The following is a 21,792-nucleotide window of genomic DNA, read 5'->3' on the forward strand; positions in this document are numbered from 1 at the left end:
TGTGGAGACGCCACCATGACCGACTATCAAGCTCCCCTGCGGGACATGCAATTCCTGATGAAGGCGCTGGCCGGACTCGATGACATCGCCCGCCTGCCGGGTTGCGAGGAGGCCAGCGAGGACCTGGTGAACGCCGTGCTGGAAGAGGCGGGCAAGTTTGCCGCCGGCGTGCTGGCACCGATCAACCGGCAGGGTGACCTGCAGGGTTGCCGGCTGACCGACGACGGCCGGGTGATCACCCCCGACGGCTGGGCCGAGGCTTACAAGCAGTTCGCCGAAGCCGGCTGGATCGGCCTGTCGCTGCCCGTCGAGCACGGCGGCCAGGGCCTGCCCAAGCTGCTGTCCACGGCGGTGTGGGAGATGTGGTTCTCCACCAACATGGCCTTTACGATGCTGCCGCAGCTCAACGTGGGGCAGGCCGAGGCGCTGGAGATCGCCGCATCCGACGAGCAGAAGGCCCTGTGGCTCGGCAAGGTGGTGAGCGGCGAATGGGCGGCGACGATGAACCTCACCGAGCCCCAGGCGGGCTCCGACCTGGCGGCCACGCGCTGTCGTGCCGAACCGGGCGCGGACGGCAGCTACCGGCTGTTCGGGCAGAAGATCTTCATCTCCTACGGCGAGCATGAGCTGACCCCCAACATCGTGCATCTGGTGCTGGCCCGGCTGCCGGACGCACCGGCCGGCGTGAAGGGCCTGTCCCTGTTCATCGTGCCCAAGTACCTGCTCGATGCGGACGGCCAGCCGGGCGCGAAGAACGACGTGCGCTGCATCTCCATCGAGCACAAGATGGGCATCCACGGCAGCCCGACCTGCACGCTGAGCTTCGGTGACGCTGGTGGCGCGATCGGCTGGCTGGTCGGCCAGCCGAACCGGGGTCTGGAAACCATGTTCATCATGATGAACGAAGCCCGCTTCGGCGTCGGCGTGCAGGGCCTCGGCCTCGGCGAGCGGGCCTACCAGTACGCGCTGGCCTACGCCCGCGAGCGGGTGCAGGGGCGCGACGCGGTGAGCGGCGAAGCGGGGCGACCGATCGTCCACCACCCGGACGTGAAGCGCATGCTGCTCGGCATGCGCGCCCGCGTGATGGCGATGCGCGGCCTGCTGTACACCGCCGCCGGCTGGTTCGACATCGCCCACCACAGCCCGGACGCGGCGGCCGCCGGCAAGGCCCGGCGCTACGTGGATCTGCTGATGCCGGTGGCCAAGGGCTGGTGCACCGAGGTCGGCAACGACGTCTGCGACGAGGCGATCCAGGTCTTCGGCGGTATGGGTTTCGTCGAGGAGACCGGCATCGCCCAGTTCTTCCGCGACGCCCGCATCATCACCATTTACGAAGGCACCACCGGCATCCAGGCCAACGACCTGATCGGCCGCAAGATCCTCCGCGAGAACGGCGAAACCCTGCGCGAGCTGATCGCCGAACTGCGCGACGGCGTGGCTTCGCTGCGCGGCAATGATTTCGCAGCGCTGGCCGACGGGCTGGATGCGGCTGTCGCCGCATTGGAAGGCACGACGGACTGGATCCTCGCCAACGGCAAGACCCGTCTGGCCGATGTGCTGGCTGGGGCGGTGCCGTTCCTGCGCCTGCTCGGCAGTGTAGTCGGTGCGTGGCAGATGGGGCGCATGGCCCAGGCCGCCCGGCTTCAGCTGGCCGCAGGCGACGGCGACGCGATCTATCTGCGCAGCCTGGTGGAGCTGGCCCACTTCTACTTCGCCACAGTGCTGCCCGAAGTGGCTGCCCGTGCGCAGACCGTGCAGACGGCCGGCCCCGCACTGTCGGCCTTCAGCGAAGCCGCCTTCTGACAAGGAGAAATCCATGACTACCCGTTTCATCGAGGCGGGCGACGTCGCTCGCCTGATTCCCAACGGCGCCACCGTGTTCTGCACCGGCATGGGCCTGGCCGGCTTTCCGGAGGAAGTGGCCAAGGCCATCGAGGCGGCCTTTCTCGCCACCGGCCATCCGCGTGACCTGACGCTGTATCACTCCACCGGCGTCGGCAACGGCAAGGACCGGGGCATGCACCATTTCGCCCATGAAGGGCTGATCAAGCGCCTGGTCGGCGGGCACTTCGGCGTCGGCGGGCCGAACCTCATGAAGCTGATCATGGAGGAGCGCATCGAGGCCTACAACCTGCCCCAGGGCGTGCTGGCGTTATTGCCGCGCCAGGTGGCGGGGCGCCGGCCGGGCTTCATCACCAAGGTCGGGTTGGGTACCTTCGTCGATCCGCGCATCGAAGGCGGCAAGGTGAACCGCCGGACCGAGGAAGACCTGGTGAAGCTCATCGAGATGGATGGCGAGGAGTGGCTGCAATTCAAGGCGCCCAAGGTGGACGTGGCGCTGATCCGCGGTTCGGTGGCCGACGAGAAGGGCAACATCACGATGGACCGGGAAGGCGTGTTGCTGGAGAGCCTGTCGGTGGCCCAGGCGGCGCGGGCCAGCGGCGGCATCGTGATCGCTCAGGTGGAGCACGTGGTGCGCGCCGGTTCGCTGCATCCCAAGCAGGTGAAGATCCCCGGCGTGGTCGTGGACTACGTGGTGGTCGGCAAGGCGGAGAACCACCTGCAGACCATGGCGACCTACTTCAATCCGGCCTACGCGGGCGACATCAAGGTGCTGCGTGGCTCCACGCCGCCGCTGCCGCTGGACCCGCGCAAGGTGATTGCGCGGCGGGCGGCGATGGAGCTGAAGGCCGGCGCGGTGGTGAACCTGGGCATCGGCATGCCGGAAGGCGTCGCCGCGGTGGCCGCCGAGGAGCACGTGGATCAGCTGATGTCCCTGACGCTGGAGACCGGCCCGATCGGCGGCGTGCCGGCGGGCGGCTTCGACTTCGGCCACGCGCTCAACGCGGAGGCGGTCATCGAGCAACCGGCCCAGTTCGATTTCTACGACGGCGGCGGCATCGACGTGGCCTTCCTGGGCCTCGCGCAGACCGATGCGGTCGGCAATGTGAATGTCAGCAAGTTCAATGGTCGGCCGGTGGGCTGCGGCGGCTTCATCAACATCACGCAGAATGCCCGCAAGGTGGTTTTCTGCGGCACCTTCACGGCGGGCGACCTGCAGGTGGAGATTGCCGACGGCCGCGTGACGGTGGTGCAGGAGGGCGGACACAGCAAGTTTCTGGACCAGGTGGAGCAGATCACCTTCAGCGGCCGCTACGCCCAGGGCATCCGCCAGCCGGTGCTGTACGTGACCGAGAGGGCGGTGTTCCGGCTGACCGAGGAAGGCATGGAGCTCACCGAGATCGCGCCGGGCATCGACCTGGAGCGGGACGTTCTCGCCCACATGCGCTTCCGGCCGATCATCCGCGACCTCACGCTGATGGACGCGGAGATCTTCAAGCCGGAATGGGGCGGGCTCGCCGGGCTGCTTGGAGAGCGTGCCTAACGGCGGGACCGGAAGTAACGGATCACGCCCAGCACGACGCCGGCGAGCCCCAGCAGCAGCAGGGTTCCCGGCTCGGGGGCGTCATTGGGAAGATTGGGTACGCCGACGTCCAGCTTGTAAAAGCTAGAGCCCAGGGCGCCCGCCTGGCCGAGGCCGCTGAAACCGTCACCCAGCGTACCGGTGCCAGCGTTCTCGGCGAGGGACATATTGGCGAAACTGCCGAGCGTGATCGTGTAGTCGCCGGGGGAGAGGACGAAGCTGAACGCGAAATCGCCCCCCGTCGAAAAGGCCTGCACGTAGTTCGAACCGATGAAGCTGGCGGCATTGCCACTGCCGCTGAACAGGCTGAAATAGGGATCGACGCCGCCACCGGAGAAGCCGAGACTGGTGAAGCTGGCAGTTCCGCTGGCCGCCACGTTGAAGGTGTACAGCGCGACGTTGTTGGCGATGGCACCTTCGGTGGCAAATTGCGGCGCGCCCAGATCGCTGCCCACCAGCGCGGGGTTGCCTGCATCATCGAGACGACCGGAGAAGCTGTAATTCCCGGCGGAGGCGTGCGGCGCGACGCAAAGCAGCGCGACGGCAAGGCAGCGTGGGAAGCCGGAGTATTGCATGGGGATCTCCGTGAAACCGGACCGGCATCCAGTGAATGGTGTGCGGTTGATCACAACACGCATCATACGTGCCTTGAAATTAAGCCCTTTTATATCAATGGCTTGGCGTTCTGAAAAAAACGGCGAGAAGCTTTGTGTAAGAAAAATCGACAACGATTCAGCGTGTTACCGCCAGTTTGATGCCGAAGGCGATCAACACGCTGCCCGCCAGCTTCTCCAGCGCCCGCGACAGGATCGGGTTGCTCCGCAGCCGCTCAGCGAGGAAATGGGTCAGCAGCACCGCAATGAGGCCGTACAGGAAGGTCAGCACGGCGATACTCAAGGCCATGATGCCGTAGGTGGCCAGGCCCGGATTGCGGGCCGGATCGATGAAGAGCGGAAAGAAGGCCATGTAGAAAACGATGGCCTTCGGATTGAGCAGGGTGATCAGCAGCGCCTGGCGCAGGTAATGTCGCGGACGGATGTTGAGCACCGGCGCCTGCCCGGGCTTGGCGCACAGCATCCGCAGCCCCAGCCAGCCCAGGTAGGCTGCGCCCAGCCACTGTACGGCCTGGAAAGCGAGTGGATTCATCGCCAGCAGCGCCGCCACGCCGCCCACAGCCAGCCACATCAGGACCTGGTCGCCGAGTATCACGCCGCAGGTTGCAGCCAGACCACCGCGGATGCCACCCTTGCCGGTGGAGGTCATCAGTGCCAGATTGCCGGGGCCTGGAATCACCAAGAAGAGGATGACGGCGAGGACGAAAGCAGGGTAGTCGGTGATACCGGACATGGTGGCCGTACTCAAGAGCGACGCGGAGCAGGCATTTTACGGATGCTGGCGCACTCAGGCGCGTCCGCTGCTGCCCAGCGTGGAGATCAGCGTCGCCCCGCAACTGGTCTTGTGACCGTCGAAGGCCACCGGAATGCCGTCGCTCAAGACCTGCGGATCGCCTTCCGCGATCACGCAGCTCTCATGGCCACGCATCGGGCAGATGCAGCGGTCGCCCACGCGGGCCACGCCCCGGTCCATCACGCGGTGGGACGAACTGGCCTGCACCACGCTGCCGCCGTGGCTGGTCGGATCGCCGAGTCGGATGACGCCTTTCATTGCTGCCTCCGGGAATGGCTGATGTTCAATCGGAGAACCCCTGCGGATAAGTCGTCCAGTCCACGTCCTTGCGCAGCCCCCACCAGGGCAGGTAGGCATTGCCCTCGCCGCGGGCGCGGAACCAGTCGCGGTTCGGATCGAAGAGACGCGGGCGTGCGGGGGGCGTGACGACGACGGCGCTGAGGCGGTCGGCTTCGGTGGTGCCGAGCACTAGCACCGGCTTGCCTTTCTGGTGTGTCCAGGCGATGGCCAGCGCGACGTTGGTCAATGCGGTGCCGGCGCGCATGTCGCCGAGCAGCTTGGGCGTGTTGAAGGTCTGGGTGGCGAAATCGAATTCGGGGTTGAGCGTGCCGAGGGCATGGCCGACTTGCGCGAGCCGGCGTCCGGCCGCATCTGAGCCGAAGCCGGCGTCGTGGATGACGTGGCCGAGGGTGGGGACCGTCGTGTCGGCCTGGGCGGCCGCATCGCGGATGGCGGCTTGCCAGGCCTGCAACTGACGGGAGGCGTCGGGCTGGGTTTCGAAGTCCTCGCTCTTGCGGACGGCTGGGTAGCCGATCCAGGCGAGGGGTTCGCGCTTGGTGTCGAAGTCGGGGCCGGCGAGGATGAGGAGGACGCAGTTCTCGGTCATCAGCTTGTAGCGGGGATGATCGGGTGCGTCCCAGGCCATGGCCCAGACGCTTTCTTTTGGGTGCGCCTGTAGGTAGTCCAGGGCTGTGGCGAGGGAGGTGAAACCGACGCTGTCGCCGCCGACGGAAATGTGCACGTCGGCTGGGATGTCGCGGGTGGAGAGCTTGGGGTTGTAGAACTGAAATTCCTCATTCATTGCATTTTGCACGATATGGATGGCCTGTTCCTGAGGCAGAAGAGGCGTATCCGGGAGCGCAAATTCGATGTGAATGCCGGCCAGTTCGCGCCAGTCTTTCGGAGACTTGGGTTGAATGGTGTAAAAGTAGTTGGCGTTCAATACATAACGATTGCCGAATGGACGCAGGATGTCCTCCATGTAGCCGCCAAAGAAGCGCGAGAAGATCGTCTTGCCTGTTCTATTTGATACGATTGGGACAATTGGTTGAATTGAGGTGAACAGGTCGGGGTTCGTTTTGACCATGTCGTCTTTTAGATTTGGCGCTGATAGCCCAAGCGTCCATAGCAATTGCCACTCAGTCGGATAATCCCGCCGCACGAGCGGATTCATCCACTGCACACCAACGACCTGCGCCCGAAAGGGCCCCGTCGGGCGATCTAGCTGCTGCGTTCGTGTGGACTCGTTGATCGAGGCGCACCCCGCGAGCAATCCCAGCAGGCCGGCAAGAACGGCTTTCAATCGGAGAACCCCTGCGGATAGGTGGCCCAGTCCACGTCCTTGCGCAGCCCCCACCAGGGCAGGTAGGCATTGCCCTCGCCGCGGGCGCGGAACCAGTCGCGGTTGGGATCGAAGAGACGCGGCCGGGACGGTGGGGTGACAACGACGGCGCTGAGACGGTCGGTTTCGGTGGTGCCGAGTACCAGTACAGGCTTGCCTTTCTGGTGTGTCCAGGCGATGGCCAGCGCGACGTTGGTCAATGCGGTGCCGGCGCGCATGTCGCCGAGCAGCTTGGGCGTGTTGAAGGTCTGGGTGGCGAAGTCGAACTCGGGGTTGAGCGTGCCGAGGGCATGGCCGACTTGCGCCAAGCGGCGTCCGGCCAAGTCTGAGCCGAAGCCGGCGTCGTGGATGACGTGGCCGAGGGTGGGGACCGTCGTGTCGGCCTGGGCGGCCGCATCGCGGATGGCGGCTTGCCAGGCCTGCAACTGACGGGAGGCGTCGGGCTGGGTTTCGAAGTCCTCGCTCTTGCGGACGGCTGGGTAGCCGATCCAGGCGAGGGGTTCGCGTTTCGTGTCGAAGTCGGGGCCGGCGAGGACGAGGAGGACGCAGTTCTCGGTCATCTGCTCGTCCTTCGGGTGATCCGGCGAATCCCAGGTCATCGCCCAGACGGACTCTTTGGGGTGGGTCTTTAGATAGTCGAGGGCGGAGGTGAGGGAGGTGAAACCGACGCTGGCGCCGCCGACGGAGACGTGCACGTCGGCAGGGACGTTGCGGGTGGAGAGGTTGGGGTTGTAGAACTCGAACTCACGGTTCATCGCCTCTTTCACCATAGCGATGGCTTCTTCTTGCGGAAGAAGAGGTGTGTCAGGGAGCGCAAATTCGATATGGATTCCGGCCAGTTCACGCCAGTCTTTTGGTGACCGGGGTTGAACGGTATAGAAATAATCGGCATTCATTGCATAGCGCCTCCCCATTGGATGCAGGAAGCGAACGAAATAGCCTCGAAAGAAGCGGGAGAACGTCACCTCACCGTCCATATTCCAAACGATGGCTGCAACAGGTTGAACTGTAGAAAAAGACGTGGGGTCTGTTCTGACCATATCGTCGTTCTTGTTCGGCTTTGTCAATCCAAGTGTCCATAGCAATTGCCACTCGGTAGGGTAGTCCCGACGCACAAGGGGATTCATCCACTGAATACCAACGACTTGAGCTTTAAAAGGGGCTGACGTGACTGGTGCAGCTTGTGACGGAGTCATGGCCATAGCATGAGAGAGGGTGCTGCTAGCAGGCCAGGCCAAAGCCATAGCTGAGAGGAGCGCAGGTAGTGCAAATAAACGGATCATGATGTCCTCGATAGTCCAGGCATGGGGAGGTGCAGATGCGTCTTGCCGCCACGCAATAAGTAAGGCGACCAATGAGGTCACAAGAAATACGGAGACCGAGAGAGCTAACCGTCGTTGCGGCGTGGTGAAGTAATTTTTCATACCTGTCTCGGATATCCAGAGGTGGTGACAGTCCGCTCGTCGGTGATTGTTGGGGGGATACGAGCCTCCGGATTGCTATTGGCCCAAGAGTGGATGTCTTGATCGGCCATCTTTCCTGTGTCGAAGTACTCAGCAAAGCTGCCATGAGGGCGATTCTTATCCTGCAACTCCTGTAGATATCTCCAGTCGGCCTCTACTCTCAATTCACGCCAGTCCGCTGGGTTCAGCCGACAGACTCCAATCGCAACGTCGTAAGCCATCGCCTTCTCCGCATGCATTGGGTTCGTAACAATCGTCGAGTGGTCCGTTGCATTCTGATCAACCGACTCGGACAGAAACGTCTTGATCTTCGCGTTGCGCCATTGCTTGTGGGCTTCGCTGGCCTGCGTGGGGTCGTCTTCGCCAACGACCCGGTTGTTTTCATCGGCCAGTCCTTCGCGCCGGGCCCGCATGCGCAGGCGGGCCCGGTCTTCGTAGCGCATCTGAGCTTCGGAATTGGCGTCGCCCATCGGACGGTCCTCCATCGAGCCATCCTTTGTCTTCAGGGTAGTGTGGGAGTCATAGGGATCGTCAGCGGCCTTCTCCGCCTTGGGCTTTTGCGCATTCCGTGAATTGCCACCCGGGTCGTAGCCCTCGTCGAACTGGTCGCTGACCTGACCGAAGCGTCGAGCCTTAGGGGTGAAGGACTCGGGCAGTGGGGGAGCATTGATCGGAATGACCCAGTTCTCCTCAGGGTTGGCATTGACTGGGAGCTTGAAGAGATCCACTGCGCTGAGGAGCCAGCACGTCGCGACGGTCATCGTCTTGCCGAGCAGGCTGGTGTTGGCATCCAGGCCGTGCCGCAGGGAGAAGCGGGCGGTGGGGGAGGGGGGGTGCCAGAAACCATCCTTGCCGTCTTTCCGGTCTTTGTTCCAGCGGTCGTTCAGATAGTGGTAGGCGGAGGATTTGCCGGGCGGTGCGCCGACCGGATAGCCTTGGGCGAAGACTCGTTGGCTGAATACGTCTTTCCCGTTGCATGCCCCGATTTCGTCTGCGTGCATGCCGAGCCAGCCGATGCCCTGCACCGGTGTTGCCGAGATGACCTGATCGTGGGGGCAGCAATACAGCGTGACGCGGCCATAGGTTCGATCCTTGAAGCCGTGAGTTTTTTTGTCCGTTTCCGCCTTGTACGGGGTACCGACCGGGCAGTTCTCGTTGGCCATAGCCTTGTCGATGCTGGCTGGATCCTGCTCCTTGCTGGCGCGTGCACGCAGGATTTCGAAGTAGTGGGCCAGTGTCGCGTTCCGCGCTGCCGAGGTCTGGCGTCCGCTCGTCTGGTTGCCGGTGCTGATGGTGTAGCGCTGGGTCCACTGCTCGGCGAGGTTATCGGGCCGCAGGCTCAGTGGCGGATTGCACAGGATGTAGTTGTCGGCAACGGCGTCGCCGAGGCGCTCGCCGAGAAATGCTGCGGCGATGCCAACCATGTTGCCCTGGCTGTGGCAGACGATGGTGACCGGGCAGTCCGCCTGTTTGGCGCGGATCGATGCGACCAGTTTGGCGAGCCTGAGCGCGGCGAAGACGTAGTAGCTGCGCGGTGGGCAGGCAAAGACGTCGCGGCCCGGAACCGGGTTCACGTGTTGGGCGGTGAGCCATAGGAACAGGCGGTCGTTCGTTCCCTCGCTCCAAAGATCGGGCAGGCTGGTGCAGCCGTTGGCGAAGGGGCCGCCGCCCCAGTAGTCCTGCTCGTTGAGCCAGATGTTGGAGCCGTAGAGCTTAAGATCATCCTTGCTGGCCTTGTAGCCCCAGCGGAAGCGGATGACGGGTGACCAGTTGGGAGAAGTTTCAATGAAGTTCTTGGCGTTGCGTTTGGGACTAATGAACCCTTCGGGAGACAGTTCAGCGGTGTATTTCACCTCCTTCAACTGCCCAGCCTCCGGCCCTTGACACGCCAACTGCTCCGATTGCCGGGCCAGCCGTTTGTTGAGCCCCTTGCACAAGCCTTCTTCGCTGGCGTCGAACCACTCGCCGTCCGAATTCACGCCGTGCACGAAGATGACCACGCCGGGCAGCGGGAGGGGGTTAGGGATCTTCTTGCTGCTGTGGCTGGGGTCGGTGAAGAACTGGCCGGTGGCCAGGGGCTGGGGTGTGTTGAGTCCGGGGGCAATCATGGCGAAGGACAGGGTCGGTTATTGGTCGGGGGCGAAGAACTGCACGCTGATTTGCTCGAAGGTGCTGCCTTCGAGGGCGGCGGCCTTGCCGTTGGCGTCCGTGTGGCCGGACAGGGTGCTGCCGTCGGGGCGGGTGATCGAGTAGGGGATACCGCCGATGGGCTGGCCGTCGGTGGCGCGCACCAGCACGGGCGTGCGACCGAGGTCGCCGGTGGAGAACTTGGGCAGGTCGGTTGGGCTTGATGCGCTGCCGGACCATTGGTGGCTGGCGGCCTTGACGGTGAAGTCGCCGGGGCAGCCCAACTCGATACGCCCGCCGGCCAGCTTGATGTAGGCACCGCCGGATTCGGCGAGGAGGATCTCCGCGGCGGCCATGACCTGCACCTTGCCTTCGCTGGCGGAGAGCTTGAGGTTCTGGCTGGCATTGACCTGGGTGTCGCCGTGCTGGGACTGGAGTTCCAGCTTGCCGTCGTGGGCGAGGATCTTGATGCCTTCCGACTGGGCGAACAGCGCGATGCCCTGGCCGGTGTTGAGGGTGTGGCGGCCGGCACAGGCCGACTGCAGGTGCTGGCCGGCGACGATGTCCACGTTCTTGCCGGCGTGGGTCACCACGGCCTCGGGGCTGTTGAGGTAAACGCCGGCCGGGGCACTGACGGCGACCAGCGGCTTGCCACCGCCACTGCCGCCCTTGGCGGTGTTGGAGCCTGCCTCCCAGTTCTTCAGGTCGTCGTGGAGCTGGTTGTGAGGTGCGTTGTCGTTGGCCTTGCCGCCGTGTTGGGCGGCGTAGTCACCGATCTGCTTGAAGAAATCCAGCTGTTCTTCCATCAGGCCCAGCAGTTCCTGTCGGTCCAGCTGGGCGCCGGAGGCCTTGAAGCGGGACCAGGCGGACAGCAGCAGGCCCTTGGCGGCGCGTAGCGCGCCAGCGGCATCGGAGGCCAGTTCGAAGCCTTCACCGCGGGCTTCGGACTGTCCGTCCTGGCGCGGCTTGCCGAGCCAGCCGAGGTTGAGCTGGCTGGCGGTGTAATCAGAGGACAGTTGGGCGCTGATCTGCGCCGAGGTGTCGTCGAAGCGCAGCTGGTTGTATCCCTTGCCTTTGATCTCCTTGCTGCGCAGACCGTACAGCGCGCTGTTGGTGGGCAGGCTGCCGTAGCCGGAGAAGCGCGGCGGCTCGTGGGTGCCGTTGTAGGCTGCGCCGAGGACGATCGGCTTCGATGGATCGCCTTGCAGAAAGCCGACCAGCACTTCCGAGCCGACGCGGGGCCAGAGGGCGGCGCCGTAGGCATTGTCGGCCCACGGGTGCATCACGCGGATGCGTGCCGAATCGCGCGGCGTGCCTGAGGTGCCATAGCCGTAGGGATGGTCTTCCGGCCGCGCGAAGGGGAAGCGCACTGCGACTCGCCCGCGCTCGTCTACATCGATTTCGCTGCCTTCTGCGCCGACCACTATGGCACTGAGGATGCCTACGCGCGGCGCATCGGCGGTCGAGAAAAAGGGAACGACCGGGGTGTCCTGCTGTACGCATTCGAAGCGGTTGTAGTAGATCGGCGCGTCGGCGCGCTCTTCCGTATTGCCGTCCTTGCTGGGAATGTCCCAGCCTGCAGTGAGGCGACGCTCCAGCAGCGGATCGAGGGCAATGTTGTTGCGGGCGTAGAGCTGAAGCCGGGTGAGCGTGAATTTCCGTTTGTCGTCGGGCCAGGCGTCGATCTCCGGATGCTCGCGGAGGCCAAAGACTGTCGCGTGGGCAAACTGGCGGACCACCGATTCGCCGCGCCAGCCAGAAGCAGCGAACTCATGGGCCATGATGTGGGCGCGGCCCATCTCGTCGTAATGGGCGTTGCCGGCGGCGTGCTGCGGTGCGTCGTAGTGGTAGTCGGTCAGCGTATTGGCTAGCGCATTGCCGGCCTTGCCTTGCTTGAGCACAGTGGGTTGCACGTTCTCGGAGGCTCGGACGGATTTGTAATCGAAGCTGGCGCGGGTGATGGAGGACGGCGCCTGGGTCCGCCAGGCGCGCCAGGCGACGACGGTGTCGCGTTCCTCGGTAGCGTCGGCGCGGTGAAAACGCACAGTGCCGGCCGGGTTGTCGGGAAAGGCGCCGGGTCGGTCGGTGAGCAGCAGCGTGTGCTGCGGGACGTCCTTGTCCAGCGAGAACTGGAAGCTCCACGTGATGCCTTCCTGGCGCCACAGGCGGGTGAGGAAGGCCTGGTCGCTCTCGCCAGCTTGCAATGTGAAGGCGCGTTTCGGGTAGCTTTTCTGGAGGCCGGTGATGACGAACTTGAAGGCCTGAGCGAAGACGGTGTTGCCGCGGATGTGTTCGGCGAGGATCTGCTCGGTGATCTCGACGACCGAGGTTTCGCAGAACACCCGCCAGGTGCTGCGCTGGCGGAGTATGGCGAGAGCGTCCTCGACGACGATCTCGAGGGCCGTTGCCGCGCCGTCGGACAGGCGTTGTTCGGCGGAGGTGACGATGCCGCTGATCAGCCGGCGCCCGCCGCGGTCATCACCGATGGTTACTGCAACAGGCTGGCCCAGCAGCTCGGTCAGGTCGATCCGGTTGTCATCGGCCAGGCATTGCAGGCGATAGCGGATGCCGTCGCAGACGGCCTCCTCGCCGGCGAGCTGATAGGGCACCAGGCGCGTGACGGCCGCCGCCGCGTCGTCCGGAAACTGCAGCCTCAGGATGGAGTTTGCCTGGCTAAGCGCATTGAGAAGGGCGGACAGGGTGGACGCGAGGGAAGAAGACATGGGGGCTCGATGCCATCGGTGCCGTAAAGCCTGTCTTTTTAGGTTAATGTCATTTTTGTGTCAACATGACATTAGTATTTTGGCGGCTTGCCGTGCTTGGGGCAGGTTGGCTGGACGTGACAGCCCTGCAGTAAGATGGGCGATCTTCGCCAAGACCCACGCTACCGCCCATGAACCCCCTCGACGCCCGCCTGCTCAGCGTCTTCGACGAAGTCTTCAAGTCCCGCAGCGTGAGCCGCACGGCGGAGACGTTGAACATGGGGCAGCCGGCGGTGAGCATTGCGCTGGGCAAGCTGCGGGAGCAGTTCGGCGATCCGCTGTTCGTGCGCACCGCCGGCGGCATGGAGCCGACGCCGCTGGCCGAGTCGCTGATCGAATCGGTGCGTGAGGCGTTGCAGGCGCTGGACCGGGTGCTCGGTCAGCGCACCGAGTTCGATCCGCGGGAGTCGAGCCGATGCTTCCGCATCTGCATGACCGACATCAGCCAGTTGGTGATCATGCCGGGCCTGTGGCGGCGCCTGCGTGAGGTGGCGCCGCGGATCCAGATCGAGGTGCTGCCGCTGTCGCCGGACACGTCGGACCTGCTCGAAAGCGGGCGGGCCGATCTGGCCATCGGTTTCATCCCGCAGCTGGAAGCGGGCTTCTATCAGCAGGCGCTGTTCCGCCAGCACTATGTGTGCATGGTGAGCGCAGACCATCCGCGCATCCGCGATGGCCTGACCCCCGAGCAGTTCGAGGCGGAAGAACATGCGCTGGTCAGCACCCAGGGCACCGGGCACCTGATCGTGGACCAGGAGCTGGCCCGCCAGGGTATCCGCCGGCGCGTGGCCTTGCGGATTCCCAATTTCGTTGGCGTGGCTTTCTTCATCGAGCAGACTGAGCTGCTGCTGACCATTCCCAAGCGCCTCGGCGAGGTGTTGGCCGGGCGCGGGCGTTTCCGCTGCTTCCCGGTGCCGTATCCCTTGCCGGAATACTCGGTACGCCAGCACTGGCACGAGCGTTTCCACAACGACCCGGCCAACCGCTGGTTGCGCGGTCTGGTTGCCGATCTGATGTGCGAAGCCGGGCCGGTTTGAGCCGATTTTTGTAGGGGCGATGGTTGCCGGCCGCAGTCGTTCCAAAAGTGCAATTCGTACCGCTGATTCGTCCATTCAAGCGGTCTATGTCTGTCCGTAACCTGCGTCCTGTCGAACACAACAACTCTGACAGGAGACAAGGACATGACGAAGACCCAGGTTGGCATCATCGGCGCGGGCCCGGCGGGGCTGCTGCTTTCCCACATGCTGCATCTGCAGGGCATCGAATCGGTGATCGTCGAGCAGCGCTCGCGGGAAGACATCGAGGCGACCATCAAGGCCGGCGTGCTGGAGCACCCCACCGTCGAACTGCTCAAGGAGCTGGGTGTCGGCGAGCGCATGGTGCGCGAAGGCTATGTGCACAACGGCATCGAGCTGTCCTTCGGCGGCAAGCGCCACCGCATCGACCTGCCCGAGCTGACCGGCGGCAAGTCGATCACCGTCTATCCGCAGCACGAAGTGATCAAGGATCTGGTGGCGGTGGTGCTCGCCAACGGCACGACTATCGAGTTTGGCGTATCGGACGTGAGCCTGCATGGCATCGACGGCACCCAGCCGTCCATACGCTACAGCAAGGACGGTGCGGCGCAGGAGATTCAGTGCGACTTCATTGGCGGCTGCGACGGCTTCCACGGTCCGTCCCGCCAGGCGATCCCGGCATCCATCCGCCAGGAACATCTGAAGGTCTATCCGGCGGGCTGGTTCGGCATTCTGTGCGAAGCGCCGCCGTCCAGCGACGAGCTGATCTACGCCCAGAGCGACCGTGGCTTCGTGCTGGTCAGCACGCGTACGCCGGACGTGCAGCGCATGTACTTCCAGTGCGACCCCAACGACAGCGTGGATAACTGGTCCGATGATCGCATCTGGGCCGAATTCCGCGCCCGCCTGGCCAATGACGATGGCTGGCAGCTGAAGGAAGGGCGGATCTTCCAGAAGGGCATCATCGCGATGCGCAGCTTCGTCTGCGAAACGATGCAGCACGGCCGCCTGTTCCTGGCCGGCGACTCCGCCCACATCGTGCCGCCGACCGGCGCCAAGGGCCTCAACCTGGCAGCCGGTGACGTGGTCCTGCTCAGCAAGGCGATCGTCGATTTCTACCGCCGCGACGACCGTGCGGCGCTCGACAGCTACAGCACCCGTGCGGTCAAGCGGGTGTGGCGCGGCGAGCATTTCAGCTGGTGGATGACCAACATGCTGCACGACTTCGACGGCGAGGACACCATCACCCGGCGCTTCCGCCGGTCGCAGCTGGAATACACAGTCAGCTCCCGCGCCGCGGCGGCATCGCTGGCGGAGAACTACGTCGGCTTGCCGTTCGAAGGCTGGCAGGGCTGATTGGCATCTGATTGGCGACAGGCGGGCCATAGCAGAATTGTCTAGCTGCTAGTGGGCCCGCGCACTGTCTGCGGGATGGAGGCGGCGTCATAATCGGCGCAAGTGCTGGCGTCGTGCCGCTTCCGGAGTCCCGTGATGCATCTCTTTTCGCATTTCCCCGCGTGGCATTCGGGCTTCGCCCTTGATGGCGAGGCTAGCCGGATGCCGGCGGACGTTCTGTCCTGAGGCGCTCACTCATGGACATGCGCGTGAAGCCCCGCTTCGTTGCACCGAAGCCGCTCATCCCGAGCTTCACCTTATATGGTGAAGCGGCCGAGCCGGTGCGCGAGCTTCTCCACATTGAAGAAATCCAGTCCCGTAGCCGCATCCACGACTGGGAGATCCAGCCTCACCTGCACCACGGCCTGTATCAGGTGGTGTGGATCACGGAGGGGGCGGCGAGCGTCGCGCTGGATGCCGGCCGCCAGGAGGTGACGGGGCCGGTGGCGGTGATCATTCCGCCGGGCACGGTGCATGGCTTCCGCTTCGCGCCAGAGACCCAGGGCCGGGTGCTCACGCTGGGCGGCCGCTTCCTGGTCGAAGGGGAACTGGAAACGGTCGGAAAAGCCTTGCGCGAGCTCTTCGCCGGGCCGCGCGTATTGCGCTTCGATGCGGAGGATCCGACGGCAGGGCGGCTGGATGCGCTGCTGCGGGAACTCAGCGCCGAGTTCATGAGCCCCGGTATGGCCGGCTCGCCGCCCTTGCGCTGGTTGTCCCAGACCATCGTCTGGCACCTGGCCCAGGCCGGCGCCCGTCTGCAGGCGCTGGGGGAGGGGAGCCCGGTGGCGGTGCATCAGGCGCTGTTCACCCGCTTCGTGCTGCAGGTCGAAGCCCATTACCTGGAGCACTGGCCGGTGGCCCGCTACGCCAGCCAACTGGGCGTGAGCACGCCACGGCTCAATCGGCTGACCCGTGCGGAGTGCGGCGGCAGTGCGCTGGACGTGATCCACGAACGCCTGACCCGCGAGGCCTGCCGGCTCCTGCTGTATACAACCGAGCCAGTCACCGGCATCGCGGCCAGCCTGGGCTTCGACGATCCGGCCTATTTCTGCCGTTTCGTCAAACGCCGCACGGGGCTCAGTCCGTCCCGCTATCGCCAGTCCCACACTGGGCGTTGACTGCGTTGGCGTCGGTGTCCACCCACACCATGCCGTCCTCGAACTTCATCGCGTACTCCGGGATCTGGCAGCCGGTCGGCGACAGGCCGTGCCCGTTACGGGCATCGAAGACCCAGTTGTGGGACGGACAGACCAGGGTGCGACCATTGAACATGCCCTTCGACAGCGGAAAGGTGCCGTGCGGGCAGATGCCGTCGAAGGCGTGCGGCTGGCCGCCGTCAGCCCAGACGATCAGGATTTCCTTGGTGCCGGCCATGCAGGGCACCATTTCACCTTCGTAGAGATAGCTCTGCTTGCAGACGGGGACGAACATTGCGTGCTCCTTGGGGCGTGGGATCATCGACAAGGGCTGGCGCGAAAACGGGACGTCGTGTCGCAAACCCTCCGTTTTGATCGCGCAAAAGCCCGGATGTAGATGGGTACGCAAGAAGGACGCCAAAGGGCGAATTCCAGAGCCCGGAAGAGAAAGACATCAAACTGCAACGAAAGGCTTCCATTTTCTCCGAAGCTATGTATAATGCCGGTCTTTCGCAGCGCGCCCGTAGCTCAGTTGGATAGAGTACTTGGCTACGAACCAAGGGGTCGTGGGTTCGAATCCTGCCGGGCGCGCCATTTTTACCAGAATCGCTTCATTGCGGTTCTGTTCAGTCGGGAAGCAAATTGCTTTCGCCGGGTTTCCGGTTGGCTGATTGTGAAGTGTGCGCCCGTAGCTCAGTTGGATAGAGTACTTGGCTACGAACCAAGGGGTCGTGGGTTCGAATCCTGCCGGGCGCGCCAGTTTTGCCAGAGTCGCTTCAGTGCGGCTCTTTTCAACCGCAGAGGCAATGGCCTCACCGGGTTTCCGGTCGGTTGAGCGTGTGAGTGTTGCGCCCGTAGCTCAGTTGGATAGAGTACTTGGCTACGAACCAAGGGGTCGTGGGTTCGAATCCTGCCGGGCGCGCCAAATTGAAAAGGGACTGCAGAAATGCAGTCCCTTTTTGCATTGCATATACGACCTTCTATATCTATTTTGCGGATGTAAGTGTTCTAAATAATCCATTTTATCCAATGTATTAGTTGACGCTAATGTCTCGGTTCCACATCGAGAAAGTCGTCAATGAACCTTCCTGCATATATCCACGTGCGCATGTCATGGCTGATTGGTCTTGGCCTGTGCACTGTCCTGGCTGCGATGGCTTACACGGTCAGTCGGCTTGGTTTCATCGGCCGTCTTGGCGTCGGGCCGCTGACGCTGGCGATCCTGTTCGGCGCACTGCTCGGCAACGGCTTGCCGGAGCGTCTTCGGCTGCGCTTCACCCCAGGCGTACTGCTGGCACAAGGGAGGGTGCTGCGGGCGGGGGTTGCCCTGTACGGGTTCAATTTGAGCGTCCAGCAGATCGTCGGTGTCGGTTCGCAAGCGCTGCTGACCGATCTGCTGATGATGGCGAGCACGCTGCTCGTCGGTTGGTTGGTGGGAACCCGCTGGCTCAAGCTCGATCCGCACACCGTGATCCTTACCTCGGCCGGAAGCGCGATCTGCGGCGCGGCGGCGATTCTGGCTACCGAGCCGGTTGTCGGCGCGCAGCCCCACCGGACCAGTGCCGCGATTGGCACGGTCGTCCTGTTCGGCACCCTGGCGATGGTGCTCTACCCCTGCCTTCAGCGCTTCATCGACTGGCCGGCGCAGATGTTTGGCGTTTATGCAGGCGCGACGGTACATGAGGTCGCCCAGGTGGTGGCCATTGGCAATGCAGTGGGTGGCGGCGCGGAAGATACCGCGGTGATCGTGAAGATGTTGCGGGTGATGATGCTGGCCCCGTTCCTGTTTGGCGTGAGCCTGTTTCTGAGATTGCGCGGGGAGGGCGTCTCTGGAGGCGTGCGTGTGCCGTGGTTTGCGCTGGGCTTCGTGGCCGTCGTGGGCCTGAATTCCTTGCATCTGTGCTCTCCGGCACAGAGCGAGATGCTGCGCACTGCCGATACCTTGCTGCTGACCGTCGCGATGGCGGCTCTCGGTCTGGAAACCCGTCTGGCGCGCATACGCGAAGCTGGCAGCGGGGCGCTGCTGCTCGGTGCGATCCTGTTCCTGCAACTGATGGTCGGCGGTGCTGCCGTGGTGTGGCTGCTGGGGTGAGCTTTGCGGAACCGCCTTGGCTGGATGGGGCTCGAAGCAGATGCGCCCCGGATGTCTCGGGACACAACGACTACGTCTGTGTCATGGTGGTTTGACCTGCCGTCAAAACGCTGCCAGATACTGCCATTGGGCAATTTTTGACTGCCAATGGCTGTCGTGACAGCCTCCAGGTGGGGTCCGGCCTGCGACCAATGGTCGCGAAAAGTCGAATTCAAGCCTTTGTTGTAAAAAGACTTTGTCGAAATTCGGCAGAATGGCACGGCGCTTGATAAGCCAAGTCTGATTTTCCAACAAGGCAGTCGAACCATGACCCCAACTGACTCATTCCTGTTACGCCACCTGGGCTGGATACTCCTCGCCAAGGCCATTGCGCTGGGCGCCCTGTGGTGGTTCTTCGTTCACGACGCAAAGGTGCCGGTCGATCCGGCGGCCATGTCTGCGCATCTTGCCGGCCCCATGGCTGGTCAGGGAGGCAGCCGTGGTCACTGAGCAAGTGGTCGATCTTTCCCGCCTTCAGTTCGCTGCTACCGCGCTCTATCACTTCCTGTTCGTGCCGCTGACCATCGGAATGGTGTGGTTGCTGGTGATCATGGAGTCGGTCTATGTGATGACCGGCAAGCAGCTCTACAAGGACATGACCCGCTTCTGGGGCAAGCTGTTCGGCATCAACTTCGCGCTGGGCGTCACCACCGGCATCACGATGGAGTTCCAGTTCGGCACCAACTGGGCCTACTACTCCCACTACGTCGGTGACATCTTCGGTGCGCCGCTGGCCATCGAAGGGCTGATGGCCTTCTTCCTCGAATCGACGATGATCGGCCTGTTCTTCTTTGCGTGGGACCGGCTTTCCCGCAAGCAGCACCTGCTGGTGACGATCCTGATGGCGGTGGGCACCAACCTGTCGGCACTGTGGATCCTGATCGCCAACGGCTGGATGCAGAACCCGGTGGGTGCGGAGTTCAGCTACGTGACGATGCGCATGGAGATGACTGACTTCTGGGCGCTGCTGTTCAACCCGGATGCCCAGGCCAAGTTCGTACATACCGTGTCGGCCGGCTACGTAACCGGGGCGATGTTCGTGCTGTCGATCTCGTCCTGGTATCTGCTGAAGGGGCGCGACGTGGAGTTCGCCAAGCGCAGCTTCGGCATCGCGGCGGCCTTCGGCTTTGCGTCGGTGTGTTCGGTGATCGTGCTCGGCGACGAGTCGGGCTATACCGTCGGCGAGGCCCAGCAGACCAAGCTGGCCGCCATCGAGGCGATGTGGGAGACCGAGCCGGCGCCAGCCGCGTTCAATCTCGTCGCGGTTCCCAACGAGGCGGATATGAAGAACGACTTCGCCATCGAGATCCCGTGGGTGATGGGCATCATCGGCACGCGTTCGCTGAGCAAGCAGATTCCCGGCATCAAGGAGATCAAGGCCAAGAACCGGGAGCGCATCGTCGCAGGTATCGGCGCGGTGACGGCCCTCGAAGCCCTGCGTCGCAATCCGGACGACGCCCGTGCCCGCGAGGCCTTCGAGCGGCACAAGGCCGATCTGGGCTTCGGCCTGCTGCTGAAGAAATACACCGCCAACGTGAGCCAGGCGACGCCGGCGATGATCGATCGCGCGATGAACGACACGGTGCCGCGCGTGACGCCGATGTTCTGGAGCTTCCGCCTGATGGTGGCTTGCGGCTTCGGCATGCTGGCCCTGTTCAGCCTGGCCCTGTGGTACTCGGTGAAAGGAACCTTTGCCGACAAGCCCTGGCTGCTGCGCTGGGCCGTGTATTTCCTGCCGGTGCCGTGGCTGGCCTGCGAAGTGGGCTGGTTCGTTGCCGAATACGGACGCCAGCCGTGGACGATCTACGGCGTGCTGCCGACCCATCTTTCCGTTTCAACCCTCAGCGTGGAAAGCCTGTACGGCTCGCTGGCCGGCTTCGTCGGCTTCTACACGGTGCTGCTGGTCGTCGAGATGTACCTGATGACCCGCTTCGCGAAGCAGGGCCCCGGCAGCCTGGGGACTGGCCGTTACGCCAACGAGGCCCATGCCTGAAGGAGATCCACATGTTGCTCGATTACACGACTCTCAAACTGATCTGGTGGCTGCTCGTTGGCGTGCTGCTGGTGGGCTTCGCGATCATGGACGGCCACGACATGGGCGTCGGCACGCTGCTGCCCTTCGTCGGCCGCGACGATGTGGAGCGGCGGGTCATCATCAACACCGTCGGCCCCCACTGGGACGGCAACCAGGTGTGGTTCATCACCGGCGGCGGGGCCATCTTCGCGGCCTGGCCGCTGGTCTATGCGACGGCCTTCTCGGGCTTCTACTGGGCCATGCTGGCGGTGCTGTGGGCGCTGTTCTTCCGGCCGGTGGGCTTCGATTACCGCAGCAAGATCGACAATCCGGCCTGGCGGCGCACCTGGGATTGGGGGCTGTTCGTCGGTGGCGCGGTGCCGCCGCTGATCTTCGGCGTGGCCTTCGGTAATCTTTTCCTCGGCGTGCCGTTCAGCTTCGATTCGCAGCTGGTGTCCACCTATTCGGGCTCATTCTGGGAACTGCTCAGTCCATTTGCACTGCTGTGCGGCGTGGTCTCGTCGGCGATGATCAGCTTCCACGGCGCGATCTACCTGGCCCATCGCACCCAGGGCGAGATTCAGTGGCGTGCGCTACGCGCTGCCGGCTTCTTCGGCGGGCTGATGCTGCTGGCCTTCGCAGCGGCCGGCGTGTGGCTATGGATGGGCATTCCCGGCTACGTGATCCAGTCCACACTGGATACTGCGGCCCAGCCGAATCCCCTTGCCAAGATCGTCGTCCGAGAGACCGGTGCGTGGTTTGCGAACTATCGGCATTACCCGCTCACGATGGCGCTGCCGGCCGTGGCTTTTGTCGCCGTGCCGGCAGCCCAGGCGCTGGCGCGCTCCGGGCGCACGATGGCGGCCTTCTGGGCCTCGGCGCTGGCCATCGTAGGTGTCATCGGCACGGCGGGAGCGGCCTTGTTTCCGTTCATCCTGCCGTCGTCGATCGACCCCAACGCCAGCCTCACGGTATGGGACAGCGTGTCCAGCCAGCTCACCCTGACCATCATGCTGGTGGCCACGCTGCTGTTCATGCCGATCATCATCACCTACACCGCATGGGCCTACCGGGTCATGGGCGGCAAGGTGACCGCCGCCTACGTGCGGGAAAACAGCCACTCGGCTTATTGAGGAGAAGGACAGATGTGGTATTTCGCCTGGATTCTGGGGATCGGCTTTGCGGTGTTGCTGGCCATCCTCAATGCCCTGTGGGCTGAGCACGAGGAGAGCCGGCGCACAGGCCAGCGTGCTTCCCGGTAACTGATGACCATCCGCGGCCCTGGCGGGCCGCGGC

Annotated in this window: 18 protein-coding genes and 3 tRNA genes; 13 read left to right on the forward strand and 8 right to left on the reverse strand. The window is 63.9% G+C overall.

Annotation, left to right across the window (positions count from 1 at the left end; translation table 11 throughout):
* The first annotated feature begins 15 nt into the window (after nucleotides 1–15).
* Together AC3QL2_RS21805 and AC3QL2_RS21810 are read left to right on the forward strand one after the other, a co-directional pair.
* Nucleotides 16–1,803 (forward strand): acyl-CoA dehydrogenase, encoded by a 1,788-nt coding sequence (locus AC3QL2_RS21805; RefSeq protein ID WP_493232415.1) that lies wholly within the window; start codon nucleotides 16–18, stop codon nucleotides 1,801–1,803.
* 13 nt (nucleotides 1,804–1,816) lie between these two features.
* Nucleotides 1,817–3,385, forward strand: coding sequence for an acyl CoA:acetate/3-ketoacid CoA transferase (locus AC3QL2_RS21810; RefSeq protein WP_493232416.1), 1,569 nt, complete (start codon nucleotides 1,817–1,819; stop codon nucleotides 3,383–3,385).
* Here AC3QL2_RS21810 and AC3QL2_RS21815 read toward each other — a convergent pair.
* The 7 genes from AC3QL2_RS21815 to AC3QL2_RS21845 form a co-directional block, all read right to left on the reverse strand.
* A complete protein-coding gene (locus tag AC3QL2_RS21815) occupies nucleotides 3,382–3,999 on the reverse strand; it encodes a DVUA0089 family protein (RefSeq protein ID WP_493232417.1) in 618 nt (205 codons plus the stop codon). The genes AC3QL2_RS21810 and AC3QL2_RS21815 overlap by 4 nt on opposite strands.
* Before the next feature lie 157 nt (nucleotides 4,000–4,156).
* Nucleotides 4,157–4,771 (reverse strand): LysE family transporter, encoded by a 615-nt coding sequence (locus AC3QL2_RS21820; protein WP_493232418.1) that lies wholly within the window; start codon nucleotides 4,769–4,771, stop codon nucleotides 4,157–4,159.
* A gap of 54 nt (nucleotides 4,772–4,825) precedes the next feature.
* Nucleotides 4,826–5,089, reverse strand: a complete 264-nt coding sequence (locus AC3QL2_RS21825) for a PAAR domain-containing protein (protein WP_493232419.1) — start codon at nucleotides 5,087–5,089, stop codon at nucleotides 4,826–4,828.
* Nucleotides 5,090–5,114: 25 nt separating this feature from the next.
* Complete coding sequence (locus AC3QL2_RS21830; RefSeq protein ID WP_493232420.1) at nucleotides 5,115–6,413, reverse strand: hypothetical protein; 1,299 nt, start codon at nucleotides 6,411–6,413, stop codon at nucleotides 5,115–5,117.
* Nucleotides 6,410–7,207: a hypothetical protein gene (locus AC3QL2_RS21835; protein ID WP_493232421.1), complete on the reverse strand. Its 798-nt coding sequence runs from the start codon at nucleotides 7,205–7,207 to the stop codon at nucleotides 6,410–6,412. Before AC3QL2_RS21835 ends, AC3QL2_RS21830 begins: the two co-directional genes overlap by 4 nt.
* 665 nt (nucleotides 7,208–7,872) lie before the next feature.
* The gene (locus tag AC3QL2_RS21840; RefSeq protein ID WP_493232422.1) at nucleotides 7,873–10,023 is read right to left on the reverse strand and encodes a T6SS effector phospholipase Tle3 domain-containing protein; all 2,151 of its coding nucleotides are present in this window, start codon (nucleotides 10,021–10,023) and stop codon (nucleotides 7,873–7,875) included.
* Between the two features lie 18 nt (nucleotides 10,024–10,041).
* On the reverse strand, nucleotides 10,042–12,765 hold the full coding sequence (locus AC3QL2_RS21845; protein ID WP_493232423.1) for a type VI secretion system Vgr family protein: 2,724 nt from the start codon (nucleotides 12,763–12,765) through the stop codon (nucleotides 10,042–10,044).
* A gap of 170 nt (nucleotides 12,766–12,935) precedes the next feature.
* On the opposite strand from AC3QL2_RS21845, the gene AC3QL2_RS21850 reads away from it, so the two are divergent.
* The 3 genes from AC3QL2_RS21850 (at nucleotide 12,936) to AC3QL2_RS21860 (ending at nucleotide 16,333) form a co-directional block, all read left to right on the forward strand.
* Entirely contained in the window at nucleotides 12,936–13,841 is a 906-nt protein-coding gene (locus AC3QL2_RS21850) for a LysR family transcriptional regulator (RefSeq protein WP_493232424.1), read from the forward strand.
* A 144-nt stretch (nucleotides 13,842–13,985) separates the two neighbouring features.
* Nucleotides 13,986–15,176, forward strand: a complete 1,191-nt coding sequence (locus AC3QL2_RS21855) for a 4-hydroxybenzoate 3-monooxygenase (protein WP_493232425.1) — start codon at nucleotides 13,986–13,988, stop codon at nucleotides 15,174–15,176.
* Nucleotides 15,177–15,412: 236 nt separating this feature from the next.
* Nucleotides 15,413–16,333 (forward strand): helix-turn-helix domain-containing protein, encoded by a 921-nt coding sequence (locus tag AC3QL2_RS21860; protein ID WP_493232426.1) that lies wholly within the window; start codon nucleotides 15,413–15,415, stop codon nucleotides 16,331–16,333.
* Here AC3QL2_RS21860 and AC3QL2_RS21865 read toward each other — a convergent pair.
* A complete protein-coding gene (locus tag AC3QL2_RS21865; protein WP_493232427.1) occupies nucleotides 16,293–16,646 on the reverse strand; it encodes a Rieske 2Fe-2S domain-containing protein in 354 nt (117 codons plus the stop codon). The genes AC3QL2_RS21860 and AC3QL2_RS21865 overlap by 41 nt on opposite strands.
* 222 nt (nucleotides 16,647–16,868) lie before the next feature.
* Between AC3QL2_RS21865 and AC3QL2_RS21870 the strand changes: the two genes are divergently transcribed.
* The 8 genes from AC3QL2_RS21870 to cydX all read left to right on the forward strand — a co-directional run bounded on the left by AC3QL2_RS21870 (nucleotide 16,869) and on the right by cydX (nucleotide 21,758).
* Nucleotides 16,869–16,945 (forward strand) — tRNA-Arg (locus AC3QL2_RS21870).
* Between the two features lie 88 nt (nucleotides 16,946–17,033).
* Nucleotides 17,034–17,110: transfer RNA gene (locus AC3QL2_RS21875), tRNA-Arg, on the forward strand.
* 89 nt (nucleotides 17,111–17,199) lie between these two features.
* A tRNA-Arg gene (locus AC3QL2_RS21880) sits at nucleotides 17,200–17,276 on the forward strand.
* A gap of 153 nt (nucleotides 17,277–17,429) precedes the next feature.
* Entirely contained in the window at nucleotides 17,430–18,443 is a 1,014-nt protein-coding gene (locus AC3QL2_RS21885; RefSeq protein WP_493232428.1) for a YeiH family protein, read from the forward strand.
* Between the two features lie 306 nt (nucleotides 18,444–18,749).
* A complete protein-coding gene (gene cydP, locus AC3QL2_RS21890) occupies nucleotides 18,750–18,932 on the forward strand; it encodes a cytochrome oxidase putative small subunit CydP (protein ID WP_493232429.1) in 183 nt (60 codons plus the stop codon).
* Nucleotides 18,922–20,475 carry a cytochrome ubiquinol oxidase subunit I gene (locus AC3QL2_RS21895; protein ID WP_493232430.1) on the forward strand — a complete coding sequence of 518 codons (1,554 nt, stop codon included), beginning with the start codon at nucleotides 18,922–18,924 and terminating at the stop codon, nucleotides 20,473–20,475. The genes cydP and AC3QL2_RS21895 overlap by 11 nt, the downstream gene beginning before the upstream one ends.
* An 11-nt stretch (nucleotides 20,476–20,486) precedes the next feature.
* The gene (gene cydB, locus AC3QL2_RS21900; protein ID WP_493232431.1) at nucleotides 20,487–21,629 is read left to right on the forward strand and encodes a cytochrome d ubiquinol oxidase subunit II; all 1,143 of its coding nucleotides are present in this window, start codon (nucleotides 20,487–20,489) and stop codon (nucleotides 21,627–21,629) included.
* A gap of 12 nt (nucleotides 21,630–21,641) precedes the next feature.
* The gene (cydX, locus tag AC3QL2_RS21905; protein ID WP_374486062.1) at nucleotides 21,642–21,758 is read left to right on the forward strand and encodes a cytochrome bd-I oxidase subunit CydX; all 117 of its coding nucleotides are present in this window, start codon (nucleotides 21,642–21,644) and stop codon (nucleotides 21,756–21,758) included.
* Nucleotides 21,759–21,792: the final 34 nt, after the last annotated feature.

The sequence above is a fragment of the Zoogloea sp. GW822-FHT05C07 genome, assembly GCF_058800215.1.

Excerpts from the sequence above, each read along its gene's own strand:
- AC3QL2_RS21805 (WP_493232415.1), top strand. The coding sequence starts at position 16 with ATGACCGACTATCAAGCTCCCCTGCGGGACATGCAATTCCTGATGAAG.
- AC3QL2_RS21810 (WP_493232416.1), top strand. The coding sequence starts at position 1,817 with ATGACTACCCGTTTCATCGAGGCGGGCGACGTCGCTCGCCTGATTCCC.
- AC3QL2_RS21815 (WP_493232417.1), bottom strand. The coding sequence starts at position 3,999 with ATGCAATACTCCGGCTTCCCACGCTGCCTTGCCGTCGCGCTGCTTTGC.
- AC3QL2_RS21820 (WP_493232418.1), bottom strand. The coding sequence starts at position 4,771 with ATGTCCGGTATCACCGACTACCCTGCTTTCGTCCTCGCCGTCATCCTC.
- AC3QL2_RS21825 (WP_493232419.1), bottom strand. The coding sequence starts at position 5,089 with ATGAAAGGCGTCATCCGACTCGGCGATCCGACCAGCCACGGCGGCAGC.
- AC3QL2_RS21835 (WP_493232421.1), bottom strand. The coding sequence starts at position 7,207 with ATGAACCGTGAGTTCGAGTTCTACAACCCCAACCTCTCCACCCGCAAC.
- AC3QL2_RS21840 (WP_493232422.1), bottom strand. The coding sequence starts at position 10,023 with ATGATTGCCCCCGGACTCAACACACCCCAGCCCCTGGCCACCGGCCAG.
- AC3QL2_RS21845 (WP_493232423.1), bottom strand. The coding sequence starts at position 12,765 with ATGTCTTCTTCCCTCGCGTCCACCCTGTCCGCCCTTCTCAATGCGCTT.
- AC3QL2_RS21850 (WP_493232424.1), top strand. The coding sequence starts at position 12,936 with ATGAACCCCCTCGACGCCCGCCTGCTCAGCGTCTTCGACGAAGTCTTC.
- AC3QL2_RS21855 (WP_493232425.1), top strand. The coding sequence starts at position 13,986 with ATGACGAAGACCCAGGTTGGCATCATCGGCGCGGGCCCGGCGGGGCTG.
- AC3QL2_RS21860 (WP_493232426.1), top strand. The coding sequence starts at position 15,413 with ATGGACATGCGCGTGAAGCCCCGCTTCGTTGCACCGAAGCCGCTCATC.
- AC3QL2_RS21865 (WP_493232427.1), bottom strand. The coding sequence starts at position 16,646 with ATGTTCGTCCCCGTCTGCAAGCAGAGCTATCTCTACGAAGGTGAAATG.
- AC3QL2_RS21885 (WP_493232428.1), top strand. The coding sequence starts at position 17,430 with ATGAACCTTCCTGCATATATCCACGTGCGCATGTCATGGCTGATTGGT.
- cydP (WP_493232429.1), top strand. The coding sequence starts at position 18,750 with ATGACCCCAACTGACTCATTCCTGTTACGCCACCTGGGCTGGATACTC.
- cydB (WP_493232431.1), top strand. The coding sequence starts at position 20,487 with ATGTTGCTCGATTACACGACTCTCAAACTGATCTGGTGGCTGCTCGTT.
- cydX (WP_374486062.1), top strand. The coding sequence starts at position 21,642 with ATGTGGTATTTCGCCTGGATTCTGGGGATCGGCTTTGCGGTGTTGCTG.